The 13,353-nt window shown below is 38.1% G+C and carries 14 protein-coding genes; 3 read left to right on the forward strand and 11 right to left on the reverse strand.

Annotated elements, in window-relative coordinates; genetic code table 11:
* Nucleotides 1-58 precede the first annotated feature (58 nt).
* Nucleotides 59-1,438 carry a prephenate-dependent tRNA uridine(34) hydroxylase TrhP gene (gene trhP / locus AC6H0A_RS10230; RefSeq protein WP_005639758.1) on the forward strand — a complete coding sequence of 460 codons (1,380 nt, stop codon included), beginning with the start codon at nucleotides 59-61 and terminating at the stop codon, nucleotides 1,436-1,438.
* Between the two features lie 142 nt (nucleotides 1,439-1,580).
* Here the strand turns inward: trhP and ruvX are convergent, their stop codons facing one another.
* The 4 genes from ruvX to fadR form a co-directional block, all read right to left on the reverse strand.
* Nucleotides 1,581-2,006: a Holliday junction resolvase RuvX gene (gene ruvX / locus AC6H0A_RS10235; protein ID WP_005639760.1), complete on the reverse strand. Its 426-nt coding sequence runs from the start codon at nucleotides 2,004-2,006 to the stop codon at nucleotides 1,581-1,583.
* Entirely contained in the window at nucleotides 2,006-2,566 is a 561-nt protein-coding gene (locus AC6H0A_RS10240) for a YqgE/AlgH family protein (protein WP_005627726.1), read from the reverse strand. Before AC6H0A_RS10240 ends, ruvX begins: the two co-directional genes overlap by 1 nt.
* Nucleotides 2,563-3,300, reverse strand: a complete 738-nt coding sequence (gene rsmE / locus AC6H0A_RS10245) for a 16S rRNA (uracil(1498)-N(3))-methyltransferase (protein WP_005639762.1) — start codon at nucleotides 3,298-3,300, stop codon at nucleotides 2,563-2,565. The genes AC6H0A_RS10240 and rsmE overlap by 4 nt, the downstream gene beginning before the upstream one ends.
* A 61-nt stretch (nucleotides 3,301-3,361) precedes the next feature.
* The gene (gene fadR / locus AC6H0A_RS10250) at nucleotides 3,362-4,087 is read right to left on the reverse strand and encodes a fatty acid metabolism transcriptional regulator FadR (protein ID WP_005639764.1); all 726 of its coding nucleotides are present in this window, start codon (nucleotides 4,085-4,087) and stop codon (nucleotides 3,362-3,364) included.
* Between the two features lie 123 nt (nucleotides 4,088-4,210).
* Here fadR and nhaB point away from each other — a divergent pair, with 123 nt between their 5' ends.
* The gene (nhaB, locus tag AC6H0A_RS10255; RefSeq protein ID WP_044232074.1) at nucleotides 4,211-5,755 is read left to right on the forward strand and encodes a Na(+)/H(+) antiporter NhaB; all 1,545 of its coding nucleotides are present in this window, start codon (nucleotides 4,211-4,213) and stop codon (nucleotides 5,753-5,755) included.
* Between the two features lie 9 nt (nucleotides 5,756-5,764).
* Entirely contained in the window at nucleotides 5,765-6,298 is a 534-nt protein-coding gene (gene dsbB, locus AC6H0A_RS10260) for a disulfide bond formation protein DsbB (RefSeq protein ID WP_005639768.1), read from the forward strand.
* Nucleotides 6,299-6,345: 47 nt separating this feature from the next.
* Here dsbB and AC6H0A_RS10265 read toward each other — a convergent pair whose 3' ends face one another.
* From AC6H0A_RS10265 to AC6H0A_RS10295, 7 genes are all read right to left on the reverse strand, one after another.
* Nucleotides 6,346-6,828, reverse strand: coding sequence for a surface-adhesin E family protein (locus AC6H0A_RS10265; protein WP_005639770.1), 483 nt, complete (start codon nucleotides 6,826-6,828; stop codon nucleotides 6,346-6,348).
* A gap of 31 nt (nucleotides 6,829-6,859) precedes the next feature.
* Nucleotides 6,860-7,600, reverse strand: coding sequence for a pyruvate formate lyase 1-activating protein (pflA, locus tag AC6H0A_RS10270; RefSeq protein WP_005639772.1), 741 nt, complete (start codon nucleotides 7,598-7,600; stop codon nucleotides 6,860-6,862).
* A gap of 115 nt (nucleotides 7,601-7,715) precedes the next feature.
* On the reverse strand, nucleotides 7,716-8,006 hold the full coding sequence (locus AC6H0A_RS10275) for a putative quinol monooxygenase (protein WP_005636456.1): 291 nt from the start codon (nucleotides 8,004-8,006) through the stop codon (nucleotides 7,716-7,718).
* An 82-nt stretch (nucleotides 8,007-8,088) separates the two neighbouring features.
* Nucleotides 8,089-10,401, reverse strand: a complete 2,313-nt coding sequence (gene pflB / locus AC6H0A_RS10280) for a formate C-acetyltransferase (protein WP_044232077.1) — start codon at nucleotides 10,399-10,401, stop codon at nucleotides 8,089-8,091.
* A gap of 41 nt (nucleotides 10,402-10,442) precedes the next feature.
* Complete coding sequence (gene focA, locus AC6H0A_RS10285; protein ID WP_005639778.1) at nucleotides 10,443-11,297, reverse strand: formate transporter FocA; 855 nt, start codon at nucleotides 11,295-11,297, stop codon at nucleotides 10,443-10,445.
* A 284-nt stretch (nucleotides 11,298-11,581) separates the two neighbouring features.
* A complete protein-coding gene (locus AC6H0A_RS10290; protein WP_497512641.1) occupies nucleotides 11,582-12,763 on the reverse strand; it encodes a glutathionylspermidine synthase family protein in 1,182 nt (393 codons plus the stop codon).
* Complete coding sequence (locus AC6H0A_RS10295) at nucleotides 12,764-13,345, reverse strand: DUF1190 domain-containing protein (RefSeq protein WP_005639781.1); 582 nt, start codon at nucleotides 13,343-13,345, stop codon at nucleotides 12,764-12,766.
* Nucleotides 13,346-13,353 lie beyond the last annotated feature (8 nt).

The raw sequence follows: 13,353 nt of genomic DNA on the forward strand, positions 1-13,353 counted from the left end.
CACCTAACGATTTGCCTAGCGCAAATCCCTGACCTGAAATCAGACAAAAGAGAATATTATGACAACCCAATTCAAACCAGAATTACTTTCCCCTGCAGGCTCCCTTAAAAATATGCGCTACGCCTTTGCTTATGGCGCAGATGCCGTTTATGCAGGCCAACCTCGTTACAGCTTACGTGTACGCAACAATGAATTTAATCACGCCAATTTAAAAATCGGGATAGATGAAGCCCATGCACTTGGTAAAAAATTCTATGTAGTGGTGAATATTGCGCCGCATAACTCCAAACTCAAAACCTTTATCAAAGATTTACAACCTGTGATCGACATGGGTCCTGATGCCTTAATTATGTCCGACCCAGGCTTAATCATGTTGGTGCGTGAAAACTTCCCAGATATTGATATTCATCTTTCTGTACAAGCGAATGCGGTAAACTGGGCAACGGTAAAATTCTGGAAACAAATGGGATTAACTCGTGTTATTTTATCTCGCGAACTTTCAATAGATGAAATTGCTGAAATTCGCCAACACGTGCCAGATATCGAACTCGAAATTTTCGTACACGGTGCGTTGTGCATGGCATATTCTGGCCGTTGCTTGCTTTCTGGGTATATCAATAAACGCGATCCAAACCAAGGCACTTGCACCAATGCTTGCCGTTGGGAATACAAAATGGAAGAAGGCACCATAGATGAAGTGGGCAACATCGTGCCTAAAATCGATCCAGCTCAACAAATTGAAGTGAAAAATGTCGCGCCAACCTTAGGTGAAGGTGCGGTAACGAACAAAGTTTTCCTTTATACCGAATCACAAAAATCAGACGAGCAAATGACGGCTTTTGAAGATGAGCACGGCACTTACTTTATGAACTCAAAAGATCTGCGTGCAGTACAACACGTGGAAAAATTGACCGCACTTGGTGTGCATTCTTTAAAAATCGAAGGTCGTACTAAATCATTCTATTATTGCGCAAGAACCTCTCAAGTTTACCGCAAAGCCATTGATGATGCGGCAGCAGGAAAACCATTTGATGAAAGCTTAATGGATACCTTGGAATCCCTTGCTCATCGTGGTTATACCGAAGGTTTCTTACGTCGTCATACGCACGATGAATACCAAAATTACGAATACGGTTATTCTATTTCTGATCGTCAACAGTTTGTCGGTGAATTTACTGGCAAACGTAACGAGCAAGGTATGGCTGAAGTGGCGGTGAAGAACAAATTCTTGCTTGGTGATGAAGTGGAAATGATGACCACTCAAGGTAATATCAATTTCAAAATTGAAAAAATGCTAAATCGTAAAAATGAAGCGGTTGATGCAGCACTAGGTGATGGGCATTTTGTGTTCTTAGACGTACCACAAGATATCAACTTAGACTACGCCTTATTAATGCGTAATTTAGTCAATAGCAATACAAGAAATCCACATAATTAAATGACAAAAAATTATTTGTTAAAAAAATGTTGCATTTTTATATTTTATTATTATAATACGCCACATACCTGATTTATTAATTCAACAACTCATAGTATGACTCCAAATATTTTTGCCCTTTCAGCTTTTGAAAGGGCTTTTTTTATTCCGAATATTCTGCGACCTCAAACCAACTTTCTAAAATCAAACAAGCAGAGATCCCATCTACTTTACTTTTTTTTAAGGCACGAAAACCGCCTCTGTCAAAAATTTCACTGCGAGCCTCTGTTGTTGTTAAACGTTCATCTTGTAGCTGAACATTAACACCAAAACGACCTTGTAAACGATTTGCAAATTTACGAGCACGCAAAGTGAGATCTTGTTCTGTTCCGTCCATATTTAAAGGCAAACCAACAACGACAACATCTGGTTTCCATTCTTTCAAGCATTTTTCGATCGCATCCCAGTTTGGGATACCATCTTGCGCCTTAAAAGCAGGCAAGGCTTGTGCGGTGCTGGTAATACTTTGCCCTACAGCACAGCCAATACTTTTGGTACCAAAATCAAAAGCAAGTGCAGTAATCCCCATTAGCTATGTCCCACTTGAGCAAACACAAAATTATGTGGGTGAATACCAAGTAATTGATTCGCCGCAACATAGCGCTCATCATAAGGCATATCGAATAAAATCTGATCATTCGCAGTCGCGACTAACCAAGCATTATCAGTGATTTCTTTTTCTAATTGCCCAGCCTCCCAGCTAGAGCACCCAAGTGCGATAAGATATTTTTCTGGCGCAAGTTCAGAACCTAGCGTTTCTATCACATCAGCAGAGGTTGTCATTGAAAGATCATCCGTGATTTTATAAGTATGCTGGAATTCATTAGGTGTATTCTTATGTAGAATAAAACCTCTTTCGCTATGCATAGGGCCACCTGCTACCACCATTTCATTGCTAAAAGTGCGGTCATTTTTCATCATAAAATTGAGTTTTGAATAAAGTTCCGCAATGCTTAAATCAGTGGGCTGATTAATCACTAACCCCATCGAGCCTTGCTCATTATGCTCGCACATAAACACCACAGTACGATTAAAATAATCGTCTAAGTGTGGCATCGCGATCAAAAATTTCCCTTGTAACTCCATCATTCACCTAAATCTCCAAAACAAATTTGTAGTGCACTAATCGCCGCAAGCGATGCAGTTTCAGTACGCAAAACACGCTTTCCTAATAAAATTTCAGTAAATCCTTGCTGTTCAGTTTGTGCAATTTCTTGTGCAGATAATCCACCTTCTGAACCAATTAATAAGCGAACGCCTTCAACAGGAATATTCGGTAACGTTTTAATCGAATATTGCGCGCATGGATGCAAATTCAATTTTAACGCTCCGTCATTTTCTACACACCAATCTTGCAATTTCATCAGTGGACGAATCTCCGGCACAATATTACGGCCACACTGTTCACAAGCAGCAATCGCAATTTTTTGCCATTGTTGGATTTTTTTATCCATACGTTCACCATCAAGCTTTACGCCACAGCGTTCTGACCATAATGGCGTAATCACATTCACTCCCAATTCCACCGATTTTTGAATGGTAAATTCCATTCGCTCTCCGCGAGAAATCACTTGTCCCAAATGAATTTTTAAATTGGATTCTTTATCCGCAAGTTCACTCCCCAAAATCTCTACCTTTACAGCTTTTTTATTCGACTCAATAATTTTGGCTGGATAAATATGATTAGAACCATCAAAGAGTTCAATTTGCTCGCCTTCTGTCATTCTTAACACTCGCCCCACATGGCTTGTCGCGTCTTCTGAAAGGTGACAGTGAGCTTGATTTTCAAGGGATTCAGGATGATAAATTCTTGGTATGCGCATAATGTTTATCTATATTAATGAAAAAGAGCGGTTAAACTTCACCGCACTTTTGATGTTGAAATTAATCCGAAAGGTTCTGCGGTAATCGCTCTAGAATAGCTTTCCAATAAGTTGAAGAACGTAAATTATGTTTACGAATACAATCCACGACCGCATCAGCATTTCCCGCAAGGCAAATTTGCTGCATTTCTAAATAGAATGTTTTTGTAAGTTCTCGATGTTTTTCTTCTTTAAAAAATAAAAAACCAATTCGTTGGTAAACCCCTTTCAAACTATTAAAAATTAAACGATAAAAGGGTTTATTCGCCACTACGGTAAATTGACGAAATAATTTGTAATCAAATTCTGTGTAATCTTGCGCCGTATTTTGTAATTGATCTAATTCAGCAAAAAGTGCGACAGATTGTTGAGGAGAATTTTTTACTGCCTCATAAATATAAGATTCAGACATTTTACTGCGTAAAGATAACATATTGTCAATAATCAAAGGTGCTGACTGCATATCTAAACCGATTAGTGTTTCAATAATATTCGGCCCCGCTGTGTCCCAAATATTATTTACTTTTGTGGGTTTACCGTGCTGAATCGTCAACCAACCATCGCGAGCTAAACGCTGTAAAACTTCACGTAAAGTTGTACGAGTTACACCAATCTTATCAGCCAAATCACGCTCTGAGGGTAAATTGCTGCCCGCAGGGAAAACATCTTGCCAAATGCTTTTCACTATATATTCTTCAGCTAAAGCGGCTGGGCTTTGGGCTTTCAAAATGTCATTATCATGTTGCATATATTAAAAAATCAGATAAAAATCAAAAAAATGCAATTTTATAAAAAAATTACTCACTTTTTATTATCCTTTAAAGGGGGATATATTACAATGTTAGCGCAATAAAAAATAATGGAGTGCTCTATGACAAACACACAAGCCTTTATGAAAAACTTTCTTGGAGCGAGCCCAGATTGGTACAAACTGACCATTGTCGTTTTTCTCATTGTTAATCCAATTATTTTCTTTTTTATCAGTCCCTTTCTTGCGGGTTGGTTGCTCGTTGCTGAATTCATTTTTACGCTAGCAATGGCATTAAAATGCTATCCATTACAACCCGGTGGCTTATTAGCAATTGAAGCTATTATTATAGGGATGACTAACGTAGAACACGTAAAAACGGAAATTATGGCAAACTTTGAAGTGATATTGCTATTAATGTTCATGGTGGCAGGAATTTTCTTCATGAAACAACTGCTTCTCTACGTATTCACGAAACTACTTGTCAAAATTCGTTCAAAAATCGCGCTTTCTTTAGCTTTCTGTTTCAGCGCAGCCTTTCTATCCGCTTTCCTTGATGCATTAACGGTTGTTGCCGTAATTATCAGCGTAGCAATGGGATTCTATGGCGTTTACCACAAAGTCGCATCAGGCAATAATTTAATTGATGCCGTTGATATTGCTGATGATGGAAAAATCGCGACACAACACCACGAAACCTTAGAAAAATTCCGTTCGTTCTTACGTAGTTTGATGATGCATGCTGGTGTCGGAACTGCACTTGGTGGTGTGATGACAATGGTGGGTGAACCACAAAACTTAATCATTGCAGAACAAGCCAAATGGAACTTCATCGAATTTTTCTTCCGCATGGCACCAGTTACTATTCCAGTATTTATCTGCGGATTGCTTACTTGCTTCCTAGTCGAAAAATTCAAATTATTCGGTTATGGTGAAAAATTACCTGAAGACGTATGGAAAATCTTGTCAGATTTAGACCGCACTAATTCAGAGAAAATGTCTAAACAAGACAAAATTAAATTAGGCGTACAAGCGTTAATCGCGATTTGGTTAATTCTTGGATTGGCGTTCCATTTTGCGGCGGTAGGCTTAATTGGTTTAAGTATCATCATTTTTGCCACTGCATTCACTGGTGTTACAGACGAACACACTATCGGTAAAGCATTCCAAGAATCCTTGCCTTTCACTGCATTACTCGTAGTATTCTTCTCAGTGGTTGCTGTAATTATTGATCAAAAACTTTTTGCGCCAATCATTCACTTCGTTCTTTCTTCAGAAGAAAATACACAGCTTGCCTTATTCTATGTATTTAACGGCTTACTTTCTTCTATCTCTGATAACGTATTCGTCGCAACGGTTTACATCAATGAAGCCAAAGCAGCATTAACGAATGGCGTAATTGCGCCGCACCAATTTGAATTGCTCTCTGTTGCAATCAATACAGGGACAAACTTGCCGTCAGTTGCGACACCAAATGGACAAGCTGCATTCTTGTTCTTATTGACTTCGTCACTAGCACCATTAATTCGACTTTCTTATGGAAGAATGGTTTATATGGCTTTACCTTACACTATTGTACTTTCGATCATTGGGTTACTGGCTATTGAATTTATCTTACCAGCTGCTACTATTTGGCTAGCAAACTTAGGTTTAATTTTTCCAATTTAAGGAGAAAAAATGCTCGCACCTTTAAAACAATTTTCTGAAAAACGTTCTGCATGGTTTCTGCTGGCATTCTCAAGTTTAGCACTAGAATCTACCGCACTTTACTTCCAATATGGAATGGGATTGCAACCTTGTGTACTTTGCGTGTATGAACGTTTAGCAATAATTGGGTTACTTATTGCGGGCATTATAGGTTTACTTCAACCTCGCGCTTTAATCATTCGATTAATCGCTTTGGCATTAGGCTTATTTAGTGGCATTAAGGGATTATTGGTTTCATTCCGTCATCTTGATTTACAAATGAATCCAGCCCCTTGGAAACAATGTGAATTTATTCCAAACTTTCCTGAAACTTTACCGTTTCACCAATGGCTTCCGTTTATGTTTAGCCCGACTGGCTCTTGTAATGAAAGTCAATGGTCATTATTCGGTGTGACGATGGTGCAATGGTTGGTATTTATTTTTGCAGTATATGTGATAATTCTTGCTTTATTATTAATAGTGCAAGTAGTCAAAACACGAAAACAAAGAAGAATATTTAATTAAAAAAATACGGTGAAATTTCACCGTATTTTTTTATCCGCGAGATTTTGTTATTTTTTATCTGAAGGCTGTGCTCTGCCATAATTCGCACAAATAATCTGAGCAGCATTATAAAGCGTTGTATCAGGTGTTAAACTTAACGTATGTTTCTTTTGCTTTTTAGGTGCTGCCCGTAAACCCTGTCCCCAAAACTCATCATAGAAATCAGTTCGCACTTGAGTTAAATGATAATTTGCACAATTCAAAATCTTATACTGACGAACAGAACGTGCATAACGTTTAGGCTCTGGATAAACGTACAATCCCTTATCTAAATTCACCACAGCATCAAAATGTACAATTTGTGGCTCTTGATTATCCACCCAGATCGATTCACTATCGATGTAATAATTTACATTCTTCACCAAACGTACATATCCGCTTCGCACATCAGTCGGCGGTGTCAGTTTCACATCATTTTGTTCAGCCTTTTGAGTTTGAGCAGAACAGGCAGTAAGTAACCCAAGTGACAATATTAAAATAATTTTTTTCATTATTTACTCCTTATGTTAGCTGACATTCATTCTAAAATTTTACAGTGTGCCCGTAACCTTCTAGGATTGTTTTAATATGCTCTAACGATTCTTTGGTTGGCGGTAATACATCTTCAAGCTCATAATCTAACCCAAGGGTTTTCCATTTATGCGCACCTAATCGATGATAAGGAAGAAGTTCAACTTTTTCAATATTGGTCATACCTTCAATAAACTGACCTAATAAATGCACATCGTGATCGCTATCAGTATAACCAGGAACCACAACATAACGAATCCATGCACGTTGATTTCGTTTTTGCAGATATTTTGCAAATTCAAGGGTACGTTTATTTGGTACTCCAATAAGATTTTGATGAACTTGATCATTAAGCTCTTTTAAATCGAGTAAAACAAGATCCGTTACATCTAATAATTCATCAATAATATGATCATAATGACGTACAAAACCATTTGTATCTAAGCAAGTATTAATCCCTTCTGCTTTACAAGCACGGAACCAATCGCGCACAAACTCTGCTTGTAACACAGCCTCACCACCAGATGCAGTGACACCACCGCCAGTAGCATTCATAAAATGGCGATAAGTCACGACTTCTTTCATTAAGTCTTCTACACTGATTTCTTTACCCCCTTCAAAATCCCAAGTATCACGATTATGGCAATATTTGCAACGCATCAAGCAGCCTTGCATAAATAAAATAAAACGAATACCGGGCCCATCTACAGTGCCACAAGATTCAAAAGAGTGAATTCTTCCAAGAACTGACATACATAAATTTCCTAAAATTAGATATAGCTAAATTTTACCAAAGATTTAGTCTATAAAAAATGAGCCTGATTTAAATCAGGCTCATAATTAAAATATATTTATCAAAGTGCGGTCATTATTCGCTGACTTTTTGAAAGGTTTGCACCACTGGTGCTTGTTCACAATACTCGACCAATACAGGTACAATTGAGGTAAAGTGTGGCGTTGCAAAATGTTGTTCTAAGTCGGCTTTGCTTTTCCATTGCTCAATAAAAACATAATGATTAGCCTGCTCGCTATTTTGTTGTAATTCATAAGATACGCATCCTGTTTCTTGACGAGTATGCTTAATTAACTCTTGGCATTGAGTTAGAAAATCATTAATTTTGTCCGCTTTTACTGAAAATTGGGCAATAACTGTTAGCATAATTTGCTCTCCTATATATAAAAATAAACCACTCACAAAACTAGTCTGTGAGTGATTTATATTAAAACATAATATTATTTACTTAGAAAGACTCAGTAAATGTACGAGTTACAACGTCTTGTTGTTGCTCTTTAGTTAAAGAGTTGAAACGTACTGCGTAACCAGATACACGGATAGTCAATTGTGGATATTTATCCGGATTTTCCATTGCATCTAACAACATTTCACGGTTTAACACATTCACATTTAAGTGTTGGCCACCTTCAACTGTTGCTTCGTGGTGGAAGTAACCATCCATTAAGCCAGCAAGGTTGCGACGTTGTGCTTCTGCATCTTTACCTAACGCATTTGGTACGATTGAGAAGGTATAAGAAATACCATCTTTCGCGTAAGCAAATGGAAGTTTAGCTACAGAAGTTAATGATGCTACCGCACCTTTTTGGTCACGACCATGCATTGGGTTAGCACCTGGTCCGAATGGTGCACCAGCACGACGACCATCTGGGGTGTTACCAGTTTTCTTACCATAAACCACGTTAGAAGTAATGGTTAATACAGATTGTGTAGGCACAGCGTTGCGGTAAGTTTTAAGTTTTTGAATTTTCTTCATGAAACGTTCAACCAAGTCACAGGCGATGTCATCAACACGGTTATCGTTGTTACCATATTGTGGATATTCACCTTCGATTTCAAAGTCGATTGCTACGTTAGTTGCAACAACATTGCCATCTTTATCTTTGATGTCGCCACGAACTGGTTTAACTTTCGCATATTTGATTGCTGAAAGTGAGTCAGCCGCAACAGAAAGACCTGCAATACCACAAGCCATGGTACGGTATACATCACGATCATGTAATGCCATTAATGCTGCTTCGTATGAATATTTATCGTGCATATAGTGGATTACGTTTAAGGCAGTCACATATTGTTTTGCCAACCAATCCATAAAGCTGTCCATACGAGTCATTACTGTATCGAAATCTAATACTTCATCAGTAATTGGTGCAGTTTTCGGACCTACTTGCATACCTAATTTTTCATCGATACCGCCGTTGATTGCGTATAACAATGTTTTCGCTAAGTTTGCACGCGCACCGAAGAATTGCATTTGTTTACCCACAACCATTGGTGATACACAACATGCGATTGCGTAGTCATCATTGTTGAAGTCTGGACGCATCAAATCATCGTTTTCGTATTGAACTGATGAGGTGTCAATCGATACTTTTGCACAGAAACGTTTGAAGTTTTCAGGCAACTGTTCAGACCAAAGAATGGTTAAGTTTGGTTCTGGAGAAGTACCCATGTTGTAAAGGGTGTGTAAAATACGGAATGTATTTTTGGTTACTAATGTACGACCGTCTAAACCCATACCTGCGATGGTTTCTGTTGCCCACATTGGGTCACCTGAGAATAACTGATCGTATTCAGGTGTACGTAAGAAACGAACCATACGGAGTTTCATGACTAAGTGGTCAACTAATTCTTGCGCTTCAGTTTCAGTAATTTTACCTGCTTGTAAATCACGTTCGATATAGATATCGATAAAGGTTGCAGTACGACCAAATGACATTGCAGCACCATTTTGTGATTTGATTGCAGCAAGATAAGCAAAGTACATCCATTGAATGGCTTCTTGAGCATTAGTTGCTGGGTTGGAAATATCATAACCATAGCTTGCAGCCATTTGTTTTAATTGGCCTAATGCACGGTGTTGTTCTGCGATTTCTTCACGTAAACGAATTGTTGCTTCAAGATTTACGCCATCTTCTAAATCTTTTTGTAAAGAAGAGAATTGTGCGTATTTATCTTTCATTAAGAAGTCTACACCGTAAAGTGCTACACGACGGTAGTCACCGATGATACGACCGCGGCCATAAGCATCTGGAAGACCAGTTAATACACCTGATTTACGGCAACGTAAAATATCTGGCGTATAAACATCGAATACACCTTGGTTATGTGTTTTACGGTATTCAGTGAAGATTTTTTTCACTTTTGGATCAAGTTCACGACCATAAACTTTGCAAGAACCTTCCACCATTTTGATACCACCGAATGGCATAATGGCACGTTTTAAAGGTTCATCAGTTTGAAGACCAACGATTTTTTCTAAGTCTTTGTTAATGTAACCTGGTGCGTGAGAAGTAATTGTTGAAGGCGTATGCTCGTCAAAATCTAATGGCGCATGTGTGCGGTTTTCAACTTTGATTCCTTCCATTACGGTCTCCCAAAGTTTTGTTGTCGCTTCAGTTGGACCCGCTAAGAAAGAATCATCACCTTCATATGGAGTGTAGTTTTTTTGGATAAAGTCACGTACATTGACATTTTCTTGCCAATCACCACCAGTAAAACCAGCCCACGCTAATTTTTGCGCTTCATTAAGTTCTGACATAGTCATTTCCTTTGTTAATTAATAAATAAGTAAATAAATCTTTAATGCGTTTTGGTTAAATAACGTTGGAATACCCCCATGCAAATTGCCCCGCCGACAATATTTCCCAACGTTACGGGAATTAAATTCTTCACAATGAAATGATACAAATCTAAATCTGCATATTTCATCGGATCAACGCCGATTTGTTGCCAAAATTCAGGAGTACTAAAATGTGCGGTAATAATTCCCATCGGAATCATAAACATATTAGCCACACAGTGTTCAAATCCTGACGCAACAAACAAACCAATCGGCATAATCATAATAAAAGCTTTGTCTGTAACAGTCTTACCTGAATAAGACATCCAAATCGCCACACACACCATAATGTTGCATAAAATACCTAGATTAAATGCTTCAAACCACGTGTGATGAATTTTATGTTGGGCAGTTGCAAGAATTGTTAAACCCCATTGGCCATTTGCTGCCATGGTTTGCCCCCCAAACCAAATCACTGTAGCAATAAATAAACCGCCCACAAAGTTGCCTAAATATACTACAATCCAATTTCGGATCATTTGCCTTGTGGTTATCTTACCACTAACACGGGCAACTAATGTTAAAGTAGAAGAGGTGAATAATTCAGCTCCTAATATCACCACCATAATCACACCTAATGAGAATACTAACCCACCCACTAATTTGATCAGCCCCCAAGGTGCTCCAGCACTAGCAGCTTGTGTTGTCGTGTAAAATACAAAAGCTAAAGCAATACAAGCTCCAGCACTAATGCCAGACATAAACGATAAAAATGGACGTTTATTTGCTTTATAAGTCGCTGTATTTTCTGCATAATCCGTTGCTTCAACAGGTGTGAGCGCAACAGAAGATAGTTTTTGATTTTCTGATGCCATAATCAAACTCCAAATATTGAAAAAGTGAATGAAAATTTAATACTTCTAATAGGTTTACAACTTCAAATACTTCTACAACCGTCACCATTTTACTCTCCTCCCCTAGTATTGCAAAGAAAACTACTATTTAGTTCAACAAAATTTGATATTTTGCAAGATTTTTTCAGATAAAATAACCATAACTCTTTAGTAATAGTTTTTAGGTAAAAAAATAACCGCACTTTTATCAAAAAAGACAAAAGTGCGGTTAGTTTTCTGGTTATTTTAGCAATACTCAGGACACATTAAGGTACAAAATAATGAGGTATAAAATGGCTATCATTCCCTGTCACTGCAGTAAAATCTTCGCGTAGCCCCATACCACAAGCAACATCACCCACAACCCAAGAGCCGATAATTGGATACATTCCATCAAAACTCGGCAATTCAAATTTTTGTTGATAAACATAGCCTGAATTAGCATAAAACGCAGAGTGTTCGCTTCCTTTCGCTGCAAATTCTACGCCATTGTTTTTCTCATAATAGAAGACATTGGCACCTTCTCGACCTAACAATGGTTTTTTAACCCACATCGATAAATCTTTTGGTAATTCAAAAGGCGTAAAATAAGCAGGCAATAAATTCGGATGATTAGGATAACGCGCCCAAAGTTTTGCCAATAGTGCTTTATTACTTAACAGCATTTTCCACGCAGGCTCAATAAATCGTGTTTCAGCTGAAGTAATATGGCGAGCAAACTCAGCGTGGCTTAGCCATTCTAGCGGATACAATTTAAATAACATTTCAATAGGCTGATCATTTAAATCTACAAATTTTTCTGTCTCGCTGTTATAGCCAATATCTTCCACCGCTAATTGATGAATATTCCAACCTGCGTTATAAGCCACATCAGCTAAATAATTCACATTGCCCCAATCTTCACGGCCAGCATCTTGCATGGCACTCAAATGGAAATCTGTTTTACCACTTTGTTGTTTCAAAAATTGGAAATGTTTAATTAATTCTTCATGAATCCAGTTAAATTGATCACGATGCTTCAAGCCCTCAATTTGTTCTAACCACTGCCATTGAACAACCGCGGCCTCCAACAAAGATGTTGGCGTATCGGCATTATATTCAAACATTTTTAGGTTGTCGCCATCATAGCCAAAATCAAAGCGTCCATATAAATAAGGATCTTGATTACGCCAAGAGGTTTCAATAAGCTGTTTTTGCAACTTCGTAAAACGATAATTTTCATAATCGCCTTTTTTAATTTCATCCGCCGCAAAATCTAAACACATTGAATGCAATTCATTAGTTGTATCCTCAATGCGATCAATTTCAGCTAAAGTAAATTCATAGGCAACATTATCAGACCAATAATGAGATCCATCACTGGAAGGTAAGTTATAATAATCAAATCCAACATTAAGTAGCTGTTGCACCATATCTGGTCGAGTAGGAAACCCTGTTACACGTTTCATTTAGCCCCCACTGCTACGATTAGTATTGTTTGGGCTACTAAAACCACCACGAGATACAGGTTTGCTATTCATGCTTCCTGCATTTCCTTTCACAAGCATTGGTTTTCCAACAGAACGATTTGTTTGCGGTTGCACAACTTGCCCTGTTGGCGTGGTGACAGCTCGATTTCCAGGATGATAACTTGGGCCAAGGAAACTACTAATTGCACGAGCGGCCATATACCCCATAACTCCACCAGCAATCGCGGCCCCTAAAGAAGGATCGGTACTTTCAGCTTTTGCAGTTGATTCGACATTGTTCTCGCTTTGATTCGCTTGTGCATTATTTTCAGCTGAATTTTTTACCGCACTTTCTTCATTACCATTATCACGAATATTTAAACCAAGCCCCTGTTGTGATGTGGTTTTAGTTTTCTGAGTACTCTCGGTATTTTTATCTGCCTCACAAAGCTCAATTTTTTTCCAATCCGCTAAACAATCATCTAAAGACTGATACACATCACGTTGTACTTGTTCTTCTGAACAGCCTCCTAATAAGGCCACAATAGATAAACTAACTAAAATCTGATTTTTCTTTTTCATTGTTCTCA

The sequence above is a fragment of the Haemophilus sp. THUN1692 genome, from assembly GCF_059704395.1.